Annotated in this window: 22 protein-coding genes and 1 tRNA gene; 16 read left to right on the top strand and 7 right to left on the bottom strand. The window is 44.5% G+C overall.

Going from position 1 to position 24,635, the window contains the following annotated elements; all coding sequences use genetic code 11:
• Positions 1-43: 43 nt before the first annotated feature.
• Positions 44-1,321 (bottom strand): 3-phosphoshikimate 1-carboxyvinyltransferase, encoded by a 1,278-nt coding sequence (gene aroA, locus EBI00_RS12330; protein ID WP_123096238.1) that lies wholly within the window; start codon positions 1,319-1,321, stop codon positions 44-46.
• 263 nt (positions 1,322-1,584) lie between these two features.
• Between aroA and EBI00_RS12335 the strand changes: the two genes are divergently transcribed.
• From EBI00_RS12335 to EBI00_RS12350, 4 genes are all read left to right on the top strand, one after another.
• Positions 1,585-2,484: an aldo/keto reductase gene (locus EBI00_RS12335; protein WP_123096239.1), complete on the top strand. Its 900-nt coding sequence runs from the start codon at positions 1,585-1,587 to the stop codon at positions 2,482-2,484.
• Positions 2,485-2,620: 136 nt separating this feature from the next.
• The gene (locus tag EBI00_RS12340) at positions 2,621-3,130 is read left to right on the top strand and encodes a putative pterin-binding protein (RefSeq protein ID WP_123096240.1); all 510 of its coding nucleotides are present in this window, start codon (positions 2,621-2,623) and stop codon (positions 3,128-3,130) included.
• A 48-nt stretch (positions 3,131-3,178) separates the two neighbouring features.
• A complete protein-coding gene (locus tag EBI00_RS12345) occupies positions 3,179-5,254 on the top strand; it encodes a sensor histidine kinase (protein ID WP_158600756.1) in 2,076 nt (691 codons plus the stop codon).
• Positions 5,255-5,280: 26 nt separating this feature from the next.
• A complete protein-coding gene (locus tag EBI00_RS12350; RefSeq protein WP_241557030.1) occupies positions 5,281-6,324 on the top strand; it encodes an HD domain-containing phosphohydrolase in 1,044 nt (347 codons plus the stop codon).
• Here EBI00_RS12350 and EBI00_RS12355 read toward each other — a convergent pair.
• Positions 6,321-6,830, bottom strand: a complete 510-nt coding sequence (locus tag EBI00_RS12355; RefSeq protein WP_123096243.1) for a YchJ family protein — start codon at positions 6,828-6,830, stop codon at positions 6,321-6,323. The two genes, EBI00_RS12350 and EBI00_RS12355, sit on opposite strands and share 4 nt — an antisense overlap.
• Before the next feature lie 163 nt (positions 6,831-6,993).
• Here EBI00_RS12355 and sbcB point away from each other — a divergent pair, with 163 nt between their 5' ends.
• From sbcB to pyrC, 4 genes are all read left to right on the top strand, one after another.
• The gene (sbcB, locus tag EBI00_RS12360) at positions 6,994-8,448 is read left to right on the top strand and encodes an exodeoxyribonuclease I (RefSeq protein WP_123096244.1); all 1,455 of its coding nucleotides are present in this window, start codon (positions 6,994-6,996) and stop codon (positions 8,446-8,448) included.
• A 10-nt stretch (positions 8,449-8,458) separates the two neighbouring features.
• Complete coding sequence (locus EBI00_RS12365; RefSeq protein ID WP_123096245.1) at positions 8,459-9,490, top strand: AI-2E family transporter; 1,032 nt, start codon at positions 8,459-8,461, stop codon at positions 9,488-9,490.
• A 152-nt stretch (positions 9,491-9,642) separates the two neighbouring features.
• A complete protein-coding gene (locus EBI00_RS12370; RefSeq protein ID WP_123096246.1) occupies positions 9,643-11,523 on the top strand; it encodes a DEAD/DEAH box helicase in 1,881 nt (626 codons plus the stop codon).
• Positions 11,524-11,669: 146 nt separating this feature from the next.
• Positions 11,670-12,701: a dihydroorotase gene (gene pyrC, locus EBI00_RS12375; protein ID WP_123096247.1), complete on the top strand. Its 1,032-nt coding sequence runs from the start codon at positions 11,670-11,672 to the stop codon at positions 12,699-12,701.
• 157 nt (positions 12,702-12,858) lie between these two features.
• Here the strand turns inward: pyrC and EBI00_RS12380 are convergent.
• A tRNA-Leu gene (locus EBI00_RS12380) sits at positions 12,859-12,943 on the bottom strand.
• Between the two features lie 178 nt (positions 12,944-13,121).
• On the opposite strand from EBI00_RS12380, the gene EBI00_RS12385 reads away from it, so the two are divergent.
• The 4 genes from EBI00_RS12385 (at position 13,122) to EBI00_RS12400 (ending at position 17,685) form a co-directional block, all read left to right on the top strand.
• A complete protein-coding gene (locus tag EBI00_RS12385; RefSeq protein WP_123096248.1) occupies positions 13,122-13,853 on the top strand; it encodes a DUF599 domain-containing protein in 732 nt (243 codons plus the stop codon).
• Complete coding sequence (locus EBI00_RS12390; RefSeq protein WP_123096249.1) at positions 13,843-14,544, top strand: O-methyltransferase; 702 nt, start codon at positions 13,843-13,845, stop codon at positions 14,542-14,544. Before EBI00_RS12385 ends, EBI00_RS12390 begins: the two co-directional genes overlap by 11 nt.
• 241 nt (positions 14,545-14,785) lie before the next feature.
• The gene (gene htpG, locus EBI00_RS12395) at positions 14,786-16,714 is read left to right on the top strand and encodes a molecular chaperone HtpG (protein WP_123096250.1); all 1,929 of its coding nucleotides are present in this window, start codon (positions 14,786-14,788) and stop codon (positions 16,712-16,714) included.
• Positions 16,715-16,854: 140 nt separating this feature from the next.
• On the top strand, positions 16,855-17,685 hold the full coding sequence (locus tag EBI00_RS12400; protein ID WP_123096251.1) for a DNA ligase: 831 nt from the start codon (positions 16,855-16,857) through the stop codon (positions 17,683-17,685).
• A gap of 106 nt (positions 17,686-17,791) precedes the next feature.
• Here the strand turns inward: EBI00_RS12400 and EBI00_RS12405 are convergent, their stop codons facing one another.
• Positions 17,792-18,103, bottom strand: a complete 312-nt coding sequence (locus EBI00_RS12405; RefSeq protein ID WP_241557031.1) for an ArsR/SmtB family transcription factor — start codon at positions 18,101-18,103, stop codon at positions 17,792-17,794.
• Between the two features lie 167 nt (positions 18,104-18,270).
• Positions 18,271-19,086 carry an exodeoxyribonuclease III gene (gene xthA / locus EBI00_RS12410; RefSeq protein WP_123096252.1) on the bottom strand — a complete coding sequence of 272 codons (816 nt, stop codon included), beginning with the start codon at positions 19,084-19,086 and terminating at the stop codon, positions 18,271-18,273.
• Between the two features lie 151 nt (positions 19,087-19,237).
• Between xthA and gorA the strand changes: the two genes are divergently transcribed.
• The 3 genes from gorA to EBI00_RS12425 all read left to right on the top strand — a co-directional run bounded on the left by gorA (position 19,238) and on the right by EBI00_RS12425 (position 23,318).
• Complete coding sequence (gene gorA, locus EBI00_RS12415) at positions 19,238-20,611, top strand: glutathione-disulfide reductase (protein ID WP_123096253.1); 1,374 nt, start codon at positions 19,238-19,240, stop codon at positions 20,609-20,611.
• A 247-nt stretch (positions 20,612-20,858) separates the two neighbouring features.
• Positions 20,859-22,334, top strand: a complete 1,476-nt coding sequence (locus EBI00_RS12420) for an aminoacyl-histidine dipeptidase (RefSeq protein ID WP_123096254.1) — start codon at positions 20,859-20,861, stop codon at positions 22,332-22,334.
• 192 nt (positions 22,335-22,526) lie between these two features.
• The gene (locus tag EBI00_RS12425; protein WP_123096255.1) at positions 22,527-23,318 is read left to right on the top strand and encodes a DODA-type extradiol aromatic ring-opening family dioxygenase; all 792 of its coding nucleotides are present in this window, start codon (positions 22,527-22,529) and stop codon (positions 23,316-23,318) included.
• On the opposite strand, the gene EBI00_RS12430 is transcribed toward EBI00_RS12425, so the two are convergent.
• Positions 23,315-23,674 carry a hypothetical protein gene (locus tag EBI00_RS12430; RefSeq protein WP_123096256.1) on the bottom strand — a complete coding sequence of 120 codons (360 nt, stop codon included), beginning with the start codon at positions 23,672-23,674 and terminating at the stop codon, positions 23,315-23,317. The genes EBI00_RS12425 and EBI00_RS12430 overlap by 4 nt on opposite strands.
• Before the next feature lie 366 nt (positions 23,675-24,040).
• Here EBI00_RS12430 and EBI00_RS12435 point away from each other — a divergent pair, with 366 nt between their 5' ends.
• The gene (locus tag EBI00_RS12435; RefSeq protein ID WP_123096257.1) at positions 24,041-24,424 is read left to right on the top strand and encodes a DUF2306 domain-containing protein; all 384 of its coding nucleotides are present in this window, start codon (positions 24,041-24,043) and stop codon (positions 24,422-24,424) included.
• Here EBI00_RS12435 and EBI00_RS16250 read toward each other — a convergent pair.
• A complete protein-coding gene (locus tag EBI00_RS16250; RefSeq protein WP_277749215.1) occupies positions 24,387-24,515 on the bottom strand; it encodes a hypothetical protein in 129 nt (42 codons plus the stop codon). The two genes, EBI00_RS12435 and EBI00_RS16250, sit on opposite strands and share 38 nt — an antisense overlap.
• Positions 24,516-24,635: the final 120 nt, after the last annotated feature.

The raw sequence follows: 24,635 nt of genomic DNA on the forward strand, positions 1-24,635 counted from the left end.
CAGATCCCTTTACGATCTGACCTTTTAAAAATAAAGCCAACAACTAGCTAGCTATAGTATTAAATAGCTCAAAGTAGGTTGGGAAGGTTTTTGAGGTACAGCCTGGATCGTTGATGGTGACTGGTGTATCGGAGAAGGCAACCAGAGAGAAGCACATGGCAATGCGGTGATCATTGTAGGTGTCGATGGCCGCATGTTGAAGTGTCTCAACGGGAGTGATGGTAATATAGTCTTCACCTTCGATCACGTCAGCCCCGAGTTTTTTTAACTCGGTTGCCATGGCGTATAAACGGTCGGTTTCTTTGACTCGCCAGTTGTAGATGTTGCGAATGGTGGTTGGGCCTTTGGCGAATAGAGCGGTGGTTGCTATGGTCATAGCCGCATCAGGAATGTGGTTCATGTCCATATCTATGCCGTTCAGTTCGCAACGTTCGGCTTCAATCCAGGTCGGGCCGTAAGTGATTTTTGCGCCCATTTTGGCCAGTACATCAGCAAATTTTACGTCGCCTTGTACGCTGTCTGTTCCCACGCCGTGGACTTTGATTTTTCCGCCTGCAATGGCCGCGGCAGCCAAAAAGTAGGAGGCAGAAGAAGCGTCGCCTTCTACCATGATTTCACCAGGGCTTTGGTACGTTTGCTGACCTTTCACTACAAACGCTTGGTAGTTCTGATTTTCCACTTCCACACCGAATTGTTTCATGGCGTGTAGCGTAATATCAATATAAGGTTTAGACACCAATTCGCCATCGACTTTGATGGTCAGATCGCTGTTTGCCATGGGTGCACTCATCAAAATAGCCGTCAGGAACTGGCTTGAGATATTGCCTTTAATAGACACTTCGCCGCCAGATAAGCCATTTGCTTTAATGCGTAAAGGCGGATAGTTCTTCTCGCCTTCGTAAGCAATATCAACCCCTAATGCTTGTAGCGCATCGACTAGATCGCCAATAGGGCGCTCGTGCATACGTGGCTCACCATGAAGGTGGAATTCGCCTTTGCCTAAACAAAGCGCGGCGGTGAGAGGGCGCATTGCGGTGCCCGCATTTCCAAGAAACAAGTCACCAAGATCGGCCTGAATCGGGCCTGCCAGACCGTCAAGAATACACGTTGTGCCATTGTCTTCTAGCGTATAGTTCACGCCCAGTTTGGTTAGGCTTTCAAGCATGTGACGAATATCGTCGCTATCAAGCAAGTTGGTGATTTTCGTCGTGCCTTTCGCCAGTGTGGCTAGTAATAAAATACGGTTTGAAAGGCTTTTAGAGCCTGGGATTTGGATCTCTCCATTGGCATTGGAAAGCGGGCCGAGTGTTATTGAATTCATTATTAAGTCCATCACAGTGTGTTTCTGTTGTATGTTTGAGTGTGTTGCTGCGAGTAAATTATAAGTGTTCGGTTTTGCCCAAAAAATTGTCCGTGTTAGGTGGTCGCGTCGCTCTTTTTGAAGAGGTCAGTCTTGAATGCGCACTAGTATACCTTTGAAGGCGTTTCCTGTCAGTTCTGCAAATTCACTCAGTGTGCTGTTTTTTACAGCGAAGTCTCTCTAGAATGTGGGTCAATAAAATAATGACGTATAGGAAACAGTGTATGAGACACCAATATCATCCCCTTGGCTTTGAAGGGTCACGTATTGCCCAAGGTTTTTGGCGCCTGCAAGAATGGAACATGACGTCTTCAGAAACGCTTGGCTTTATTGAAGCCTGTTTAGATTTAGGGGTGACAACATTAGACCATGCGGATATTTATGGTGGTTACGAATGTGAAGCATTGTTTGGTGAGGCGCTAAAACATAAGCCCGCTTTACGAGACAAAATGGAGATTGTCACAAAATGCGGGATACTGCTGCCATCAGAGAATCGTCCTGACATACAGGTTCATCGTTATGACTATCGTGCTGAGCATATTTTAGCCAGTGTTGATCGTTCTCTTGCTAATTTACAGTGTGAGTATATTGATACGTTACTCTTGCATCGCCCAAGCCCCTTGATGGATGCAGACGAGGTCGCACAGGCGTTTGATTTGTTATTTACACTTGGCAAGGTTAAGCACTTTGGTGTGTCAAATTTTACAACTCATCAATTTGACTTGTTGCAGTCTCGCCTTGATGCACCTTTGATTATCAATCAGGTAGAGCTATCACCATTGGCGTTGCAACATTTTGAGGATGGCACCTTAGACCATTTACAACAACATGCCGTAACCCCCATGGCGTGGTCGCCATTTGCTGGTGGTGAATTGTTCTCAGGCTCCAGTGAAAAAGCAAAACGCGTTCAAATGGTATTGAGTGAGTTAGCACAGCAAAACAATTGTACTGTCGATCAAATCGTTGTTGCCTGGTTATTGCGACACCCGTCTGGTATTTGTCCTGTTATGGGATCAGGAAAGATTGAACGTTTGGCCATGGCGGTTGACGCCTTATCTATATCTTTGAGCGACGATGATTGGTTTCGTATTTGGGTTGCCTCTCTAGGCCAGCCCGTTCCTTAATTATCTGTTTATTAAAATTCAATAAATTATGCTTTTCTGATTTAAATCATTAGGCTATCTTGTCCCTTAGCATGGAGCAAAAATTAAACCTTGTGCTTACAACAAGTACAAAGACGATTCTTTAATAGGTGTGCGCATGAAAAATAAAATAGTGTTGGCAGTAGGTGCCGCATGTGTTGTGTTTGCTTCTTGGTCACAGGCAGCTCAGTTACCCAGCCCTACTGGCAGAGTCATTTTGACGGTGTCTGGTAATATAACCAATACCAACACAACAAATAATACAGCGGAATTTGATCGCCAGATGTTGCAGGGTTTAGATCTGGCAACACTTGATACAACAACGCCTTGGACAGAGGGCATTAACTCCTACGAGGGGCCTTTGCTCAAGTCATTGTTAGATTATGTTGGCGCAAAATCTTCCAGTTTATCGGTTACAGCGCTGAATGATTACTCAGCCAGTGTTCCTGTCAAAGATGCCTATGATTACGACACCATTCTCGCCATGAGTTTGAATGGTAAATCTATGGGAGTACGTGAGAAAGGTCCGCTATTTTTATTGTATCCTTTTAGCCAGAATCCCAGCCTAAATAATGAAGTGATTTATAATCGATCTGTCTGGCAGATTAAAGCCATTAACGTTGAGTAAATATTAATGGTACGGCTCAGAAAGGCTTGGTTCAATGATAAGTCAAAAATGACGGTGTCCAAAGTGAACGTTTTGGTGTTTTTATCCATCGCGTTTCTTGTGGTATCCATACTCATATTTTCTGAGCTATTTCAGCGTCAAAGGCTTGTTCTGTCTGCTGCAGAAGAGGATGCCTTATGGGCGTCCTATCAGCTAGACAGAGAAGCGCTGAAGTTAAACAATGCATTAATGTTACTTGAGCATGATATTAATGTAGACAAAATCGAAGAGGCTCGTCTTCGGTTTGATATTCTTTATAGTCGGATAAACCTAATCAAACAGGGGCAGCTTGGTTCCTTGTTTAGCAGAATACCGGATTCAGAAAAACTTTTGTTTGAAATTGAGTCAGAACTTCAGTTCATGGATCCTTTGTTGTTTGACGATGATGATATTTTTTCCGATACTGCCATTTCCGATCTCATTGAACAGAGTTCACTTTTATTAAAAAGAACTGAGAACATTGTTTTTGAGATATTATCAATACGATCGACTGATAAAGTGCAACACAGAAACGAATCGATTGATTTGTTTGTGACGTTAAGTACACTTTTGGCCGTTCTTACCATCACTATCATGTTTATTATTTACATGCTTTTTAAGCAGTTAAAAGAGGTGCGTCTTTCTTATAAAAAATCACAAGATATGACAATCGAGCTGGAAAATGCAGTGGACTATGCACAAAAGGCCCTCAAAATTAAAACGGAATTTGTCTCGACTATGAGTCACGAAATGAGAACGCCAATGAATGCGATTATTGGTTTTAGCCACCTGATTCTTGCTGATGATATTCCAGCCGAAACACGATCAAAAACCAAAAAAATTCAAAAAGCGGCGAACAATTTATTGTCTCTAATAAACAGTATTTTAGATTTTGAAAAAATCGAGTCGGGAAAAATTCACGTTGAAAAAGACTTATACGATTTAGACAGTGTCTTGGAATTTGTGTATCACATTAACGAGGAAGAAGCGAAAAGGAAAAACCTTCATTTCACCGTGAGTCGAGATTTTTCTATGTCCTCGACTTTCATGGGTGACCCGTTTAGATTGCAACAAATTTTAATTAACCTTGTGAGTAACGCCATCAAATTTACTCAAACAGGTTTTGTTTATGTCAAAGTGTGTTTAAAGGATGATAAGTTAGTATTTGAAGTGGCTGACTCAGGTATTGGGATTCAAGAAAACGCCAATGTTTTTGAGGCTTTCCATCAAGCCGACAATAGTACATCAAGAATCTATGGTGGTACGGGGTTAGGGTTAAGTATTTCTCAAAAACTGGTGGCTTTGATGGGGGGGGCAATTGATTACGAATCGACCTTGTCGGTAGGGACACGATTTTTTGTCTCAATACCGTATGGGGTTGATACGGACGAAGCCGAGGTAGCAGGCAAATCTGTTGCGTACGAAGAAACGCATTTTAATCAAATATCCGTAATGAAGGATGACAATAACATTATTAAGCAGCTCGAAGACATGCATTGTCACGGGTTCTGCTTGTTAGAGGACAGTCACCTTGTTGGCGTATTCAAGGCTAACGTAATAAGCCTTGAATACTTGAGAAAAGAGATTGAGCCTAATAAAGAGATGAGTGAAAGCTATCTTGATAACGTGATTGTTCTGCACGGTGACGGCACTTTTCACGCAAATGGAAAAATGACAGGGTTACTGACGCCTAAAAATATTTTGAGATACATTGACGTCTCGTTGCTAGAAATGTCACAAAAGAACACAAGGGTAGAGGTGTTTGATACAGCACAGATTCCCGATATAACAGCACAAACTGACGTTCTTAAAGGTCGCTCTGAATCATCGACGAAAGGTAAGGTCACTACTCAGCAGAAAGATCTTATACGTAAGGAAGAATTAAGAAAAGTCACTGCGCCATTTCTTGCTAAAATCATTGATCTTGAAAATAGCTTAATGAATGGAGAGGCTGACAGCGAGATGGCAATTCATTACATACTGGCTGAATACCCAAAAGAGTGTGACCGTGCGCTCTTACAAAGTGCCTTGCTTGATATTGAAGAATACGAGTTTGATTCAGCCGTCCTCAAGATCGAAAAATACAGAAAGACATTGGTTATTTAACTCAGTAAATCTTCATGGTGAATTCTATGCTAAGAGAGACGGCGTCATCCGTTGAAAGTAAAAAAGTGCTCATTGTTGATGATGTGCCTCAAAATATCGACTTATTGAAGGATATTCTGAAAGAAGAGTATCAGGTGCAGGTTGCAAAAAGCGGAAAAGTTGCGTTGAGTATTATTGAACGATCACCACCAGACATTATTTTGTTAGATATGATGATGCCGGAAATGAGTGGTCTGGAAGTGTGTCATAAACTTAAAAGTAATCCTGTGACACAAGATATTCCTATTATATTTTTAACTGCGGTAACGGACGCAGAGCATGAGCGAGAAGCATTTGAAACGGGCTGTGTGGATTTTATTACTAAGCCGATTACGCCGCTCACCACGTTAGCTAGAGTACGCACCCATTTACAGCTTTCAGAAAAAAATTTACACAATAAACATCTCATCAAAATTAAAACTCAAGAGCTTGATGACTCACTGAAATCTGCCATTGGAATGCTAGGTGAAATGGGGCATTTAAACGATGTAGATACCGGTGTACATATGTGGCGTATGGCCGATTATTGTGCGATTTTAGCAAGAGCCGTGGGTTGGGATGAAGAGCGTGTTGAATTGCTGCGATTGGCTGCGCCATTACATGATACTGGAAAAGTGGGCATTCCAGATGCCATTTTGAAGTCCCCCAACAAGCTAAATGATGAAGAATGGGAAATAATGCGTCAGCATACTGTGATTGGTTACCAAATACTAATTCAAAGTGAAGCTCCATTATTTAAGTTAGCCGCTGAAGTGGCCCTTGGACACCATGAAAAATGGGATGGCTCCGGTTACCCTAAGAAATTAGCAGGCAAGGCCATACCTGAATCTGCGAGAATTGTTGCATTAGCCGATGTGTTCGATGCTCTAACGATGGAGCGGCCTTACAAAAAAAGCTGGTCTAACAAAGAGGCTTTAGAACATATACGCAATGCAAAAGACAGCCATTTCGACCCCTATTTAGTAGATTGTTTTTTATCGATAGAAGATGATATCCGTCAAGTTCAAGAGAAATGGGGGATTGCTAACTAGATTGCAGCACAACATTTCTTATACTTTTTCCCTGATCCGCAGAGGCAGGGTTCATTTCGACCGGCTTTGGGAGCCTGAGAGTGTTTTAAAGGGGGATTATGGCGTATTTCATGATCCCCTGAAACATAAAACCACTGGCCATCCATTTTTTTAAACACAGACCGTTCTGTTAACTGACCTTTATGGCGTCCTTCTTCAAAATGGGCGCTAAAAGTCACCGTACCGGTATTATCTATTATTGAGCCTGCCTCTGTTGAATGGATCTCAAGTTTAGTCCATATGGTTTGCGCTCCCGTCTCATCCGCATCGCTCTCAATCAGCGATTTGTCATCGCCAAGCTTTTGCGTTGCATTAATATAGGAATAATTCCCAACAGCAAACGCTGAGTAGCGTGAACGCATTAAGCTTTCGGCAGTAGGCGCTGTGCCTGGATTTTTATGGTATACACCACAGCACTCTTGATAAGGGTGCCCCGTCCCACAAGGGCAATCGATTGGGGTTAGCATAGACGACTCCATTAATGTCATTCTTTAGTTATGATGCTGTTTTGAAGACTGTTTGGCTTAGGCTTTCGTGTTTAGAAGGGTGCATCTTTACAAACGCCTTTTCACAAACCTACTTCAAGATGCGTATAATACCCATTAATTTAATGGCTAACAGGAATAATTTGTGACCTCTTCGGGCCCTACTTCATTTTTTTGGTTTGATTTTGAGACAACCGGAATAGACCCTGCGCGTGATCGTCCAATGCAATTTGCGGGTATACGAACGGATCTTGATTTTAACCCGATTGGCGAACCTATCATGTTTTATTGTCGCTTGGCGGAAGACGTGCTTCCACATCCGGACGCCTGTCTGCTGACGGGGATCAGTCCTCAAGAAGCAAACCGTGATGGGTTGTGTGAAGCCGAATTTATGCAAGCGGTTGAAGCCGAGCTGTCATTACCGGGTACCTGTGCTCTGGGTTATAACTCAATTCGCTTTGACGACGAAGTGGTACGTTATGGCTTTTATCGCAACTTTATTGACCCCTATGCTCGGGAGTGGCAAAACAACTGTTCACGATGGGATGTCATTGATTTAGTGCGCATGGCCTATGCTATACGTCCTGAGGGGATTGTTTGGCCGAAGGGGGAGGATGGTCAAGTTTCGATGAAACTGGAAGCCCTCACGAAAGCGAATAATATTGCCCATGAACAGGCTCATGATGCCTTATCAGATGTGTATGGCACCATTGAGATCGCTAAGCTTATTCGCAGTAAACAACCTCGACTCTTTGATTATTACTTTAAAATGCGTCAAAAGCATGAGCTGCAGCAATTTATTGATGCGGCTAGGCTGAAACCTTTTCTGCACATATCAGGTATGTTTGGACAGGCTAAGTATTTTTCGGCATTTGTTGTGCCGATTGCACCGCACCCAACCAACAAAAATGGCGTTATAGTTTATGACTTGATGGCAGATGCTAAGCCATTGATCGATCTAAGTGTCGAAGAAATCCGCCATCGTGTATTTACTCGTCAAGATGCGTTAGGTGATATTGAAAGACTGCCCCTCAAAGTCATTCATTACAATAAATCTCCCGCTGTTGCCCCAGCGACCTTCTTGAAAGATGAAACAGTGGTTAAGCGTCTAGGGCTGGATGGGGCTGTGTGTCGTCATAACCTTGCTTTGATAAAAAGTCATTCTGGTTTAGCCGCAAAACTCAGTGATGTTTTCTCACAAGAGGAACGAACCATTCATAAAGACCCTGATGTGATGTTGTATTCGGGTGGTTTTTTCTCTCGTGAAGACAAAGTGAGGATGGAAGAAATCCGTTCGACGCCTTCAAATCTATTAGGTGAGTTGGCGCTTTCATTTGATGATCGTCGTTTACCCGAAATGTTAATGCGGTATATTGGGCGTAATTATCCAGATCAGTTAAATGAACTGCAAAGGGCAGAGTGGGAAGAGTATCGTCAGGTGAGGTTGCTGGAACATGACGGCGGCGGCTCTATTACCATGGAAGCTTTTTTTGAGCGTTTGAATCAGATTGCTCAAACCCCTGAATTGTCTAAGTCAAAGCAGGTGATGTTACAGGATTTAGCAGATTACGCTCAAAGCATCTATCCTATCGAACTTTGAGAGCCGTAACATGAATGAACAGAATAAAGCCATTCAGTGGCTTGTCGGTTTTGCGGCTTTTATCATCATCATTGCAGGGTTAAAAGCAGCGTCACAAATTGTCGTTCCCTTTATGTTGTCAGTATTTATTGCGATCGTTTGTGCGCCAATAATGGCGAGTTTGCGTCGGCGTAAAGTGCCAACGTGGTTATCAATAGTGGCTGTTGTTATGCTCATACTGCTTGTCATTAGTACCATTGCGGTTTTAGTGAGCGCGTCATTAGATAACTTTTCTGGTCAACTACCAAACTATAGGCAGCGTTTTGAAGATGAAACAGAGAAGGTTTTACAGTTGTTCAGTCATTTTGGCTTACAGATACCGTATGACCAGGTGAAAGGCTACATTGATCCTTCCTCAATCATGCAGATGGTAGCGAATACCCTAAGAGGGTTAGGTAATGCATTAACCAACTTCATTTTAGTGGTTATGATCGTTATCTTCATACTATTTGAGGCCGTTGAATTACCCAAAAAGCTGTCTCTTGCTCTAAATGATGCGACTTCCTCTTTACAGCGGTTTGAATCTTTTATTCAGTCGGTAAATCGTTATTTAGTAATTAAAACAATTCTGAGTGTTGTCACAGGGGTATTGATTACGATTTGGTTATGGGTATTGGGCGTAGATTTTCCGGTCTTGTGGGGTGTGTGCGCGTTTTTGCTAAATTACATACCTAATATTGGCTCTATTATAGCCGCTGCCCCAGCAGTACTGTTGGCCTTCGTTCAGCTTGGTAGTCTATCGGCTCTGTTAACAGGGACAGGCTTTTTGGTCGTTAACTTAGTTATCGGGAATTTGGTTGAACCGCGATATATGGGGAAGGGTTTGGGGCTTTCAACTCTAGTCGTGTTTCTTTCCTTGGTGTTGTGGGGATGGGTGTTTGGGCCAGTAGGGATGTTGTTATCGATTCCTCTGACGATTATGATGAAGCTGGCGTTTGAGGCCAATCCTAAAATGCAATGGCTTGCAATCATGCTTGACTCTGAAACTATAGCGAAGAAGTAACGGGAAAATCTCAGATGCATTCTGCTAGCATATTATGATTTTTTCGTATATACTATGTCATCAGTTTTTCCTCAAAGAATTTCTAGAGAATTTCATTAAGGCATGTAAATAATTACAGGCCTTATCCTCACCAAAAAAAGGTACTTATTTACATGTCTGATGCTGATACTCAGCCTACATTTGATTCGTTGGGTCTAATCGCCCCTGTTCTTAAAGCGGTTGCTGACCTAGGTTACGAGCAACCATCTGCTATCCAAGCGCAAAGTATTCCATATCTATTAGAAGGTCGTGATCTTCTTGGTCAAGCGCAGACGGGTACTGGTAAGACAGCGGCATTCGCATTGCCGTTATTGTCGCGCATTGACGTAACAGATAAAACGACACAATTACTTGTTCTGGCTCCAACTCGTGAACTTGCTATCCAAGTCTCTGAAGCTTTTCAGAGTTATGCTCGCAATCTTCCTGATTTCCATGTCCTTCCTATTTACGGTGGCATGTCTTATGACACTCAACTTCGTCAGCTAAAGCGTGGTGTTCAAGTTGTTGTGGGTACGCCTGGTCGTGTTATGGATCATATTCGCCGTAAAACGCTGAAGCTAGATGGCCTTAAAGCCCTAGTGTTAGATGAAGCGGACGAAATGTTGCGTATGGGCTTCATTGATGATGTCGAATGGATTCTTGAGCAAACGCCGCCAACGCGTCAGATTGCTTTGTTCTCAGCGACTATGCCTGCGGTGATTCGTCAGGTGGCTAACCGCCATTTGAACAATCCGAAAGAAGTGAAGATTGTTACTAAAACATCAACTGCCATGACCATTACGCAAAAGTATTGGCCAGTGAGCGGTTTGCATAAACTTGATGCCTTAACGCGTATCCTAGAAATGAACGAACACGATGGCATGATCATCTTTGTTCGTACAAAAGCGGCTACCGTTGAATTGGCAGAGAAATTGACCGCACGTGGTCATGCCTGTGAAGCCCTAAACGGTGACATTAGTCAAAACCTTCGTGAGCGTACCGTTGACCGCATTAAAAATGGTCAAATTGACATTCTTGTTGCAACAGATGTTGTGGCTCGTGGTCTTGACGTTGAGCGTGTTAGCCATGTTGTTAACTATGATATCCCATATGACACTGAGTCTTATGTTCACCGTATCGGTCGAACAGGTCGTGCAGGTCGTTTAGGGACAGCGATATTGTTCGTTGCTCACCGTGAGCGTCGTATGTTGCAAGCGATTGAGCGTGCCACTCGTCAGCCAATCGAAAGCATGACTTTGCCAACCGCTTCCGATATTAATGCGCATCGTGTTAATCGCTTTAAGCAAAGCATCACGGATGCCATGGATAACGAAAACCTTGATTTCTTCTTGGAGCTTGTTCAAAGCTACCATAAAGAAAACGACGTTGATCCAGTGAAAATGGCTGCAGCACTTGCTTTCATGGCACAGGGCAAAACGCCATTGCTTCTTTCTGAAATGGAAGTTCGCCATGAGCGCAAAGAGCGCCGTGATGACCGCGAAAGTGGTCGTGGAGACAGAGGTGACCGTGGTGATCGTGGAGACAGAGGGGATCGTGCACCGCGTGAGCGTAAAGTTCGCCCTGTGACTGCTGAAGCAATGCCATTGAAAGATGATCCAAACACGTCCATGACGCGTTATGTTGTTCAGGTTGGTTACAGTGCAGGTGTTAAGCCTGGTAACATTGTTGGTGCCATCGCCAATGAAGCAGAAATTGAAAGCCGTTACATCGGTCATATTGAAATATATGAAGATTTCGCAACGGTCGATCTGCCTACTAATCTTGATTCGGCAATTTTAAGCAAACTGAGCAAAACCCGCATCTGCGGCCAACGCACCGATATTGCTAAATTAGACAATGCCGACGAGCTTAATAAGCGCGCTGCTGCACCGTCAACGCGTAAGCGTCCTACGGGTGGTAGTGGTGATCGTAAGCGTCCATCTAATGGTGGTCGTGACCGTGATGCGGCTCGTACTGGTGAGCGCCGCCCAAGAGCGCCTCGTAAGAACGTTTAAGCGCGTATCTTAGCTATATTAAAAGCCGAATCTTATTAGATTCGGCTTTTTTGTTGGTTTCGAGTGCGTCTTTGTTCTGCTATAGCCGATGAACATCTGATAAAATTTAGTTACCCCTTTTTATCCATACATCAAATAGGTTGCCAATGAACGAAATCACTATTATCAAGCCAGATGACTGGCATCTGCATTTTCGCGATCAAGACATGTTGCTGGAGACGGTTCCGGCCACGGCTCGCTGTTTTGAGCGAGCTGTTGTCATGCCTAACTTGGTGCCACCAGTGACGACCGCTGAGTTGGCGATGAGCTATAAAGCGCGTATTTTGGCGGCTCGTCCAGAAGGCAGCACTTTTATGCCTGTTATGACGATTTACCTGACTGACAAAACCAGCGTTCAAGACATCAAGGACGCAAAAAAAGCAGGCGTGCTAGCAGCCAAGATGTATCCGGCAGGGGCGACAACTAACTCGGATTCCGGTGTTAACTCGCTTGAGTCTCTTTATCCTGTATTTGAAGCATTGGCCGACAACGATATGCTGTTGCTTATCCATGGGGAAGTGACGCAAAAACACATTGATATTTTCGATCGTGAAAAAGAATTCATTGATCAGCATATGGTGAAGATCGTTGAGCGTGTGCCACATCTTAAAGTGGTTTTCGAGCACATCACCACCAAAGATGCCGTTGATTTTGTGTTGTCTGCCCGTGAGGGAGTGGCAGCGACTATTACGCCTCAGCACTTGTTGTTAAACCGCAATGACATGCTGGATGGTGGTATTCGCCCGCACAACTATTGTTTGCCAGTATTGAAACGCAGCACCCATCAACAAGCCCTTCGTGCTGTGGTGCAATCCGGTTCTCCAAAATTCTTTTTAGGGACGGATTCGGCGCCTCATGCAAAGCACCGCAAAGAATCCGATTGCGGCTGTGCGGGTTGTTACAGTGCATGGTCAGCGCTAGAGCTTTATACCCAAGTGTTTGATGAGCTGGACGCATTAGATAAGCTGGAAGGTTTTGCAAGCCTGTATGGTGCAGACTTTTACGGTTTACCCCGCAATACAGAAACAGTCACCTTGGTGCGTGAGTCATGGGAAGTACCGAGCAGTATCACCTTGCCAAACGGCGAGCCTATTGTGCCTTTCTTTGCTGGCAAGCAAGTAGCTTGGAAACTAAAGTAAGATTTTCTGCTTGATATTATGCTAAGCCGAATGCAGTAATGTGTTCGGTTTTTTTTTGTGTATCTTATGGATAAAACAATAAGCAAATACGCTCAGAAAGACAGGTTAATTCTGAAGCACTAGATTGAGAAAATAAATATTGAGGGGGATAAAAAGATGGTGCGGATGGAGAGACTCGAACTCTCACGCCGTGAAGCACTGGAACCTAAATCCAGCGTGTCTACCAATTCCACCACATCCGCATGTCGTGATAACGTTGCGAATCATAATGATATTTGGATAGGATGCAAGTGAAATTCATCTGTCTGCAAATAAATATTACGTTTAGATTCTACCTTTCATGTTTCTGGGCAGGGACATTTTTCACAAAAAATGATTTAATATCACCATTCAATTCAGTCATGCCAGATGAGCGAAATCATGGAAAGTCGACCTGCCTCTTTACTGTTAAATACTCTTGATCTTGTCACACTTGCGGTCTTTGTGCTGTGTTGGTGGGGTTATGCTTTTTATGCGCTTTATCACTCTAAGCGTCGTGCATGTTTAGTCAGTGTGTTGCATCAGTTTAGATTGGCGTGGATGTCTCGTTTATTAAGACGCGATAACCGCATCGCCGATGCCTCTGTGATGGCGAACCTAGAAAGAAGCAGTCTATTTTTTGCGTCGAGTAGTTTGTTGATTATTGCGGGTTTATTTACCGCTTTTAATTACTCTGAAAAAGCCATTGGGATTTTATCCGATTTTTATCTTGTTTCCCCAATGAGCCAGCAAGAATGGGAGCTGAAAATTATCGTGTTGGTGATTATTTTCTCTTATGCGTTTTTTACTTTCACTTGGTCGGTTCGACAATACAATTTTTGCTCTGTGTTGGTTGGCAGTGCGCCTTTGGCGACAGAGAGGGGGATCGAAGACAGTGAGCGTGAGCTGTATGCCATGCACATGGCGCAGATATGCAGTCTTGCGGCCAACCAATTCAATTATGGGCTAAGGGCCTACTATTTTGCTATGGCCTTTTGCGGGTGGTTTCTGGGGCCGTATTTTTGTATGGCGGCCAGTGTGATTGTCGTCGCTGTGCTTTATCGCAGAGAATTTCGTTCTAAAACATTCAAAACTCTAAGCCGAGGCTTGGTAATGAAGTCCCATGCTTCCTAATTTCCCCAAACCCGTATCGGAAGATAATAAACCGGTAAATCGCACCGTAAAGCTCGATGATAGACTGTATCAATATCTTCTGGATGTGTCGGTTCGTGAGTCCGATTTATTAAATGCCTTGCGCCGAGAAACCGCTCAATACCATATGGCGCGTATGCAGTTGTCACCAGAAGTGGGTCAGCTGTTGTCTTTACTGGTGAAGATGCAAGCGCCGAAAAAACTGCTGGAAATTGGCGTGTTTACTGGATACAGCACCTTATCAATGGCCACCGCTATGCCAAAAGATGCGTCCCTGATTGCCATTGAAAAAAAGCAAATGTGGCTGGACATTGCAACGCGTTATTTAGAGCAAGCCGGTGTCATGGATCGAGTGACAACCTATTGCGACAAGGCGTTGTCTGTTTTGGAGTCGTTTTTACCGGCTGAGCGTGAATCTTTTGATTTTATTTTCATTGATGCCGATAAGAGAAATCTACTGGCGTATTATCACCTCGCCAAACAATTGCTTCGTCCTGGAGGTTGCTTGCTGATAGACAATACGCTCTGGTGGGGCAATGTCGCAGACAGTGCCTTTACCGATAGAGACACGCAAATTGTTAGAGAGCTTAATAAAACCATTCACGCTGATGAAGAAGTCGAATTATCTCTTATTCCTATTGGTGACGGACTGACCTTGGTTCGAAAGAATTAGCTTGTTAACACCGCTCAAAAATACAGGATAGCGTTTTATAAAAGCAGGCGTCCGTCTGCTTTATCCTTTCTCTACGTTCTAACCCTCTGATAGCCCTAGAAATAATGTGTCTTTTTACTGTTTTTCATCTCTCGGCCTCTTGAAATTCAATCAAGAGGCTTTATGTATAGGGCACAAGTGAAAAGAAATACGCCTTTGAACTTTGGTTCGAAGGTCCACTCAAATAGGAGCAAGCTACAACATGGCAACTGATACTCAAAAAGAAACGTTAGGGTTTCAAACCGAAGTAAAACAACTACTTCATTTGATGATCCACTCTTTGTACTCCAACAAAGAGATCTTTCTGCGGGAGCTGATTTCGAACGCGTCTGATGCCGTCGATAAGCTTCGCTTTGAGTCTGTCGCTAACGCAGACCTTCTCGCTGAAGACCCTAATCTTCGTGTCCGTATTGAATTTGACAAAGACAGCAACACGGTCGTTATTGATGACAACGGCGTGGGTATGTCCCGTGAAGAGGCTATTACTAACCTAGGTACGATTGCCAAATCTGGTACCTCTGCGTTTTTAGAGCAATTAAGCGGCGATCAGAAAAAAGACAGCCAGTTAATTGGTCAGTTCGGTGTGGGTTTTTACTCAGCCTTTATTGTGGCCGATAAAGTTACTGTAGAAACACGTCGTGCAGGTGCGGCGGCAAATGAAGCGATTCGCTGGGAGTCTGATGGCTCTGGTGAATTCACCATCGAAAACATCGACAAAGCGACTCGCGGTACACGTATTACCTTGCACCTAAAAGGTGACGAAAAAGAATTTGCTGATAACTACCGTCTACGTCATTTAGTAACCAAGTATTCAGATCATATTTCTATTCCAGTGGAAATGGAAAAGCCGGTTTATCCTGAAATGGATGAAGAAGGTAATCCTAAGCCAGTTGACGAGAACAAAGCGCCCGAATTTGAAGCGGTTAACTCGGCAAAAGCCCTGTGGACTCGTTCGCGTAATGACGTGACCGACGAAGAGTACCAAGAATTTTACAAACACATTTCTCATGACTACCAAGAGCCATTGAAATGGTCTCATAACAAAGTAGAAGGTAAGTTGGAATACACCAGCTTGTTGTATATTCCTTCAAAAGCACCGTACGATTTGTGGAATCGTGACATGCAGCGTGGTTTAAAACTGTATGTACAACGTGTCTTTATTATGGATGAAGCTGAAGCCTTCCTACCGCCTTACATGCGTTTTGTGAAAGGTGTGGTGGATTCTAACGATTTGTCGTTAAACGTGTCTCGCGAAATCCTGCAAAATGATCATGTCGTTGATTCTATGCGCTCAGCATTGACGAAACGTGTATTGGATATGCTGAGCAAGGTGGCGAAAAATGAGCCAGAAGACTACCAAACATTCTGGAATGAATTTGGTAATGTGATCAAAGAAGGCCCAGCTGATGACATGGGCAACAAAGATAAAATCGCCGGTTTGTTGCGCTTTAGCTCGACTCACACAGACGCTGCCGCGCAAACCGTCTCCTTGGCTGATTACATCGGGCGCATGAGTGAAGGTCAGGATAAGATTTACTACATTTATGCTGAAAGCCATAACACAGCAAAGAACAGCCCGCATTTGGAAATCTTGCGTAAGAAAGGCTTTGAAGTCTTGTTGCTAAGTGATCGCATAGACGAGTGGATGATGTCCTCTCTACAAGAGTTTGAAGGCAAATCCTTCCAAGACGTTACCAAAGGTAAGCTTGACTTAGTTGACCAAGAAAACGAAGAAGAGAAGAAAGAGAAAGAAGAAAAGGCTGAGCAAATCAAGCCGCTTCTGGATCGCATGAAAACCGTGCTTGAGTCGAAAGTGACAGCCGTAAACAGCACCGATCGTCTCACCAATTCACCTGCGTGTTTGGTGGTAGGGGAATACGATATGGGCTTGCAGATGCGTCGTTTGCTTGAGCAAGCGGGCCAGAAGCTTCCTGAATCTAAGCCAACGTTGGAAGTGAATCCAGATCACCCCATTGTCGCTAAGATGGACGCTGAAACAGATGAAGAGCGTTTTGCGGATATGGCGTGGTTGCTATTTGAACAAGCGACTTTGTCTGAAGGTGGTCAGCTAGAAGATCCAGCCACCTTTGTTAGCCGCATGAACAAACTGATTGTGCAGCTAAGCAAATAAAGCTTAACTGATGAAGTTAAAAGCCCATACTTTCCCGAGTATGGGCTTTTTTTATGTTTAGGGCATTTGCTTTTTTTGATGTTTTTCTTTAAGTTGTAACGACACTAAGGACAGTGTGTTTGTTTTCAAAGGAGTGATCTATGTGTTTTAAAAAGTGTCTAATTGCCTGCTTGTTGTTGGTGCCCGCCCTCGCATTTTCTCAGCCTGAGGTGCAGCTTGCTTCCTCGTATTCGGATGATATTCAAGTTGACGAGTATTTGATCAGTGAAAAGTTTGATGGTATTCGAGCCATTTGGACTGGTGAAAAACTCATGACCCGACAAGGAAATCCTATCCACGCCCCCGATTGGTTCATTAAGCCCTTGCCTGCCGTTTGGTTAGACGGTGAGCTTTGGTCTAAGCGCAATGATTTTGCTTATATAATGTCAACGGTAAGAAAGAATGACCCTGTGGACAGTGAGTGGCAGAAAATTCATTACATGGTGTTTGATGCGCCTGATGAAGAAAAAACGATGCCATTTTACCAGCGCTATGAGCGTTATGCGCACCTTGTTAAAAATGTGAACGTACCTCATGTGCAGGCCGTCGCGCAATTTTCAGTCGCAGATAATCATGCCTTAACCACATTACTGGATTCCTACGTGGAGCAGGGGGCCGAAGGCTTAATGTTGCATCGCAAGCAGGCGTTGTTTGAAAGCGGTCGTACAGACAATTTATTAAAGCTAAAACCGTACATGGATGCAGAGGCCAAAGTGATCACCATTTTAAATGGCGCTGGCAAATACGAAGGTATGATGGGATCTATTTTAGTGGAAACGCCGTCAGGCATTCGCTTTAAGATTGGCAGTGGGTTTTCTGACGAGGAAAGGCGTAATCCGCCACAGCCTGGTGATCAAGTTACTTACAAATACCATGGTTATACGGAGCGAGGCATACCCAGATTTGCCAGTTTTCTAAGAATTCGAGGGTAGGAGCTTGTCTGGCTTATCCGAGTCCGCTTTGTAAAAACATGCGCGGACTCGTGTCTGACTACGACTAACCTTGCGCCACTGCTCGGCTACTTGTGCGATTAACCGACTAAAGGGTAGGGCAAAAAAGGCGGTGCAATGTCTGAATGAGCTCTTTTACTCTGACATCGCCTATCGAGTAATGAATGGTTTGAGATTCCCGACGGGTACTGACTAGGTCGTCTTTCCTTAGTACAGCCAGATGCTGCGACAGAGCAGACTGGCTTAGCGGCAGCTTTTCATTCAAAGCCGTGACAGACAATTCTTGATCCAGCAAATGACACAAAATCATCAATCGATTTTCGTTACTCAGTGCTTTTAAAAAGACCGCTGCTTGAGAAGATTGTCGCAGCATGTCTTCCATGGTGAGAGTGTTGCTCATTATTATTCTCTTATAAAAAGGACAAATAGTTGGGCCTACTTTTCAAAAAGCATCCACATTATCTGTGGATAAACCCGGTAGTGAATAATCATAACGGCCACATAGCAGTGCTAAGCGGTCATATATTGGCGCTGTATGTTATTCACACAGCGCGTGTTATTTTGATGTTATGCCTCGAGATTGAAGCGAGACCAAATGGGAGCATGGTCAGACGGCTTTTCTAAACCGCGCAGATCATAGTCAACATCGGCTTCTTCTAAGAAGGGCGTAAGACCATTAGAAGATAAGATAACATCAATGCGTAAACCTCTTTTCGGTGTGTCTTCAAAGCCTTTTGAGCGATAGTCAAACCAACTAAATCGATCGTTTTTAGTCGGGTTGAGTTGGCGATAGGTGTCGGTAAGACCCCAATTCACCAGGGTAGAATACCATTCTCTTTCTTCTGGTAAGAAGCTGCATTTACCGGTTCTTAGCCAGCGTTTGGCATTCACTTCACCAATGCCGATGTCTAAATCGGTAGGCGAAATATTAATGTCCCCCATGACGATGATTTTTTCTTCAGGAGAATGTTCAGCCAGATACGCCATTAAATCCGCATAGAACTTTCTTTTAGCGGGAAACTTGGTTTCGTGATCTCGACTTTCACCTTGGGGAAAGTAGCCGTTAAGCACTTTCACAGGCCCTTGAGGTGTATCAAACGTTGCGATAATCATTCGACGCTGTGCGTCTTCGTCGTCACCAGGAAAGCCATATTCCACTTTAGTCGCTTCTTGTTTGCTAAAAATGGCCACGCCGTAATGAGATTTTTGACCAAAATAGTAGGCATGATAGCCAACAGAGGCAGGGATCTCATGAGGAAAAGCCTCATCATGGACTTTGATTTCTTGTAAGCCAATAACGTCCGGTGCGTGCTTCTCAACCAGCGCCGCGATTTGATGGGGGCGAGCACGCAAACCATTGATATTAAAAGAGACAAATTTCACGGGAATTCCTAGTTCAACAAATTTTATCAATCATACCTTTATGTGAAGCTGGCTTAAAGCAGTTACGTTCCCCCTATGAAGATCTTTTAACTTCTTGAGTTCGCCCTGTTACACTGTGGAAAGAGTTTCATTCAAAAAATTGGAGATCAAGATGTCCTATCAGTATGATTTATTTGTAATCGGTGCAGGGTCAGGTGGTGTTCGTGCGAGCCGTGTAGCGGCATCGAAGGGTTATAAAGTGGCCGTTGCCGAAGGCAGTGCATTGGGTGGTACCTGCGTCAACATAGGTTGCGTGCCTAAGAAGCTTTTTGTGTATGGTTCAGAGTTTGGTCATGGCTTTGATGAAGCGGCAGGCTTTGGTTGGTCTCACCAAGGGGTCGAGTTTAACTGGTCCGTCCTTCGTGACAATAAGACCAAAGAAATCCAACGCCTAAACGGTATCTACGGCAACTTGCTGAGTAACGCGGGTGTTGAATTGATTTCTGGCTACGCGAGTTTTGTCGATGCGAATACCGTGATGGTAGACGGTAAAACCTATACAGCAGAGCGTATTCTGATCGCGGTCGGCGCCAAGCCGTTTATCCCTGAATTCAAAGGCAGCGATCTGGTCGTCAGTTCTAACGAGATGTTCTTTTTAGAAGCGCTTCCCAAAAAAGCACTCGTTGTGGGCGGTGGTTACATTGCCGTGGAATTTGCCGGCATTTTGAATGGTTTAGGTGTAGACACCATTCTTGCCTACCGTGGTGATCAGTTGCTGCGTGGTTTTGACCAAGATGTTCGGGATTTCGCCAGTCAAGAATACAAAAAATCTGGTATTGATATTCGTCTAAATACCGACGTTGACTTCATTGAGTTAGCCGACGCGTCGAATCCACAAGGTGCCCGAACTGTACACTTTAAAGATGGTCATGTAGAAGAATTTGGTTTGATTCTTTATGCCACTGGTCGTGTGCCCAATGTGGCGTCTTTGTCACTTGAAAAGGCCGGTGTTGAAACCGGTAAAAATGGTGCCGTGATCGTTGATAAAAACTTCACCACCTCTGCACAAAGCGTTTTTGCTCTGGGCGATGTGACCGACCGTGTCCAGTTAACGCCGGTTGCCATCAAAGAAGCCATGGCGTTGATCGCTTATTGGTTTGAAGGCAAAGAAGTGACCTTCGACTATGACAATATCCCCACTGCTGTGTTCAGCCAACCAGCCATAGGCACCGTCGGTTTAACCGAACAAGAGGCAGAAAAACGAGGTATGGACTTCCGCGTTTATCAGACGGACTTCCGCCCAATGAAACACACACTCAGTGGCGGTACCTCACGTTCCTTAATGAAATTACTGGTCAACAACGCCGACGATAAAGTCATTGGTGCGCACATGGTAGGCGATTACGCTGGCGAGATTATCCAAGGCTTAGGGATTGCGATCAAAGCTGGTGCAACCAAAGCGGATTTCGACGATACGGTAGGGGTTCACCCAACCAGCGCGGAAGAGTTTGTGACTTTTTCAGCTGCGTCTTTAAAGAAAAAATAAGACGGACAACGACGCTCGAGTAATGCACTGAAAAAAGACGCCTTGATACGGATTATCAGGGCGTCTTTTTTGTATGTCTAATGTTTGTCCATTTAATCTAGAATTTGGCTTCTTCTTCACGATCAAATTGTACAGCGTATACGTTTTCTCTATCAGCATAGTCTTAATTTCGATTGCCTCAATGGCGGCACTTCATTAGTGTGGCTAGCATTCGCAACATGTTCTTAAAAAAATACACGAGACTAAAATGAACGAAGTACTAACGACCTTACAACCTGCTGCTATTTGGTGCCATTTTCAAACCTTATGCAACACACCGCGCCCGTCTTACCACGAAGCCGCATTAAGAGCGCACTTGATTCAATGGGCGAGCCAACTAGGGCTTGAAACCTACGTTGATCCTGTTGGCAACCTATTAATCCGCAAAGCCGCGAGCAAAGGCATGGAGGACAGAGAAACCGTCGTGTTACAAGGTCACTTGGATATGGTGGCGCAGAAAAATGCCGACATCGACCATGACTTCACCAAAGACCCGATTGTCACCCAGGTGATCGATGGCTGGGTTCACGCTACCGGAACCACCCTTGGTGCGGACAATGGCATAGGGGTCGCTGCCGCTATGGCGGTGTTAGAAGCGATCGATTTAGTGCATGGACCTATTGAAGCCTTGTTTACCATCGAAGAAGAGACCAGCTTACGGGGGGCTTTACAGCTCGAAGAGGGGATTTTAAAGGGCAAGATCTTATTAAACTTGGATTCTGAAGACCGTGGCGATGTGTACATTGGCTGTGCGGGTGGCATGGACATCAATGTGGAAAAACACTATAGCGCTATCGCGGCTGACAACGACAGAAAAGCGTTTAAGATCAGCGTTTCTGGCTTACGTGGTGGGCATTCTGGCTTAGATATTCACAAAGGTCGAGCCAGTGCGAACATTTTGATAATTCGTTTACTGAATTTATTAAAAGAAAAATGTCACTTTGGTTTAAGTTCGTTCAATGGCGGTACATTACGCAATGCCATTGCCCGAGACGCCACAGCCACCATAAACATAAGCAAACAAGATCAAGCCCAGCTTTTTGCCTTTATCGAAACGTTCGAGAAAGCCACACAAGCGGAGTTTTCAGCCACCGAATCCAATTTAACCGTCACGCTTGCCCCGGCGGATTTGGATTCAGAGCTAGAGGCCAATGCCAAAGAGGCCTTATTAAATGCCCTGTATTGTGCGCCCCATGGGGTCCATCGTATGAGTGCGGACTTGGAAGGAGTCACAGAAACATCGTGCAACTTCGGTGTGATGAATCTTTACAACACCGCCGACGGTAAAAAAGCGTTTGAGGCGTGTTTGTTAGTGCGATCCCTAGTGGACTCCGCCGTAGAACACCTGGCTTACGTGGCGAAATCGGCCTTTTCCTTGATCCAAGCGGACGTGAAATTAGAAAATGGCTATCCTGGCTGGCGTCCTGATCCAAACGCAGGCTTGCTCAAGCATTTTTTAACCGTCCACACTGAGGTGATGGGGCATGAAGCCAATGTAAAAGTTATCCACGCTGGCCTAGAATGCGGCATCATAGGCGCGAAATACCCCGGAATGGAAATGGTCTCCTTTGGTCCTAATATTCGCGGAGCCCATTCACCAACAGAGCGCATGGAAATCGACTCCGTTGGGGATTTTTGGCGACTGCTTGTCGCGTTATTGGCGTCCGTTCCTTATGCCGTCTAGCCTCGTTTCATCATCTTAATTTTCGAAATAGCAAAGGGGTTTTGCGCAAGATTATTCACGATAGTGAAATAGTAGGTTAACGGGATGTGTATTGATCGCGGTGCGTGGCAAGCCTAGACTAGACAACATCGAATAGGGTCTGTTTAGCGATGTGCAAACAGATCCATTAACCCTGTTGAAAGGTTTATCCTCATGCTACCTACTTACTTTATTTCCCACGGCGGCGGCCCATGGCCTTATATTCCAGACATGCGTGCCGTCTTCATTCATCTTGAAGCCTCCTTGGTCAAAATGACCGAAGACTTATTAGAAAAGCCTAAAGCCGTTCTTATGATTTCTGGTCACTGGGAGCGCAAAACCTTTGGTGTTCAATCAAATCCAGCCCCCGGTATGGAATACGATTATTATGGTTTTCCAGCGCACACCTATAAAGTGACATACCCAGCACCCGGTGCCCCTGACGTTGCCGCTCGCGTTGCTGAACTGATTAAAAATGCCGGTTTCCCCGTTGATTTAGACAACAAAAAAGGCTTTGATCACGGGGCTTTTGCTCCTATGGCTGTGATGTACCCGGAGGCGGATATGCCATTGGTGCAACTGTCGTTAAAGTCGAACCTAAATCCAGAAGAGCACCTGGCATTGGGGAGAGCGTTAGCGCCATTGCGTGAAGAAGGGGTATTAATCGTCGGCAGCGGTTTAAGCTTTCACAACTTGGGGTTGCGTGGACCAGACGCGATTATACCGTCTAATGGTTTTGATTCTTGGTTGCAAAACACCTTGTTGGAATTAGAACCCGTACAGCGCAGCGAGCATATAGTCGCATGGGACAAGGCCCCATACGCTCGTGTTGCTCATCCTAGAGAGGATCATTTAATCCCACTGATGGTCGCGTTGGGGGCGGCTGAAAACGGCAAGGCCCGTTGTGTTTATCACGACCAAGGCCTCTTTGGTGGTTGGACAGCCTCAAGCTTTCGATTTGATTAGGGCTTTTTAACCCGTTTTGTTGTGTACTTCTTGGTGGCTCTGGATCGAAAGCCTGATCTAGCGCCTACCTGCTTAATGCGGCCTTTCATCTCTAGCATGGCGAACTTGGTTTTCTTATGCGACGCGGCCAGATTCTTTAACCCTTCTATCTCGTTCAATGCCTCAGCAAACTGTTTTTGCGCAAGCAGAATATCCACAATAGCCTGCATCTGTTTGATCAACAGCGCATGATCAACCTCAACCGAATTAAAACTCATCTTAAACGCCTCTCGGCTAGCGGCTAACCCCTCAGAACCATCGATAGAATGGTCATCAGACTCGGCAATGGGGGCAACGGACGGCGTAAGTGTTGTCATGAAAACCTTAATAAACGTGGAATAACAGAATCCGTATTTTACTGGCAAACTAAGGCTAGGCCAAGTAGGGTCAAAATTAAGCCCGAGTAGTGCTATAAATCATCATAATCTCACTGGTTCACACTGGCAGCAGACGAGAAAGCGCTTTAATATCAAGGAAGACGATTTTTCTTATGCGTTCAAAGTTTACTTAAAGGAGAGAGTGCTTGCCGCAGAAAACCAGTGTGCTATTAGGCTGTCTTCTTCAGTGGTCATCGCACCGAGAAGGAGAAGTCGCAGACCAGATGATAGCGCTGTCGGTAAGTCATCAAAGCGCTGCAGCTAAGATATGACACAGTCACACTTTCGTACAGAAATAGGGCTTCTATGAATTACATCTTACTCGTATATTTGCATCTGGCCACCGTGGTTCCAGCATTTTTCATTGGTACTTATCTGTTGCTATATCGCAAAGGCACTAGGGCTCATAAGCTGCTGGGAAAGGTATACATGCTGCTTATGCTACTAACAGCGTCGATTACTCTGCTTATGAGTTCAGCGCTGGGGCCAGTGTTACTGAACCATTTTGGCTTCATCCACCTCTTTAGTTTATTAGTTCTTTACTCAGTACCCGCCGCGTATATTGCCGCTAGGAAAAACGACATAAAGGCACACCGAAACAACATGATTGGCGTATACGTTGGGGGCATTTTAATCGCGGGAGCCTTTGCATTTATGCCTGGACGGCTACTTCATTCATGGCTTTTTTGACAGCGCGTTCTTCATGCTGACGAGCAATCAACACCACCGTCATTCCCACGAAGGCGGAAACCATTGGCCCTAACTGCCAAAACCGAAGCAAAATAACCACATTGTGAACAAATAAATAAAACTGTACATATATACAGTTTATTTTCCAAGCCGCCAAATTTCAGCTCGGTTTGTGTAATTAATAATCATAACCTTGCCCGTTTACACTGGC

Origin of the sequence: Marinomonas hwangdonensis, assembly GCF_003721245.1 — a bacterium.
Classification (GTDB): domain Bacteria; phylum Pseudomonadota; class Gammaproteobacteria; order Pseudomonadales; family Marinomonadaceae; genus Marinomonas; species Marinomonas hwangdonensis.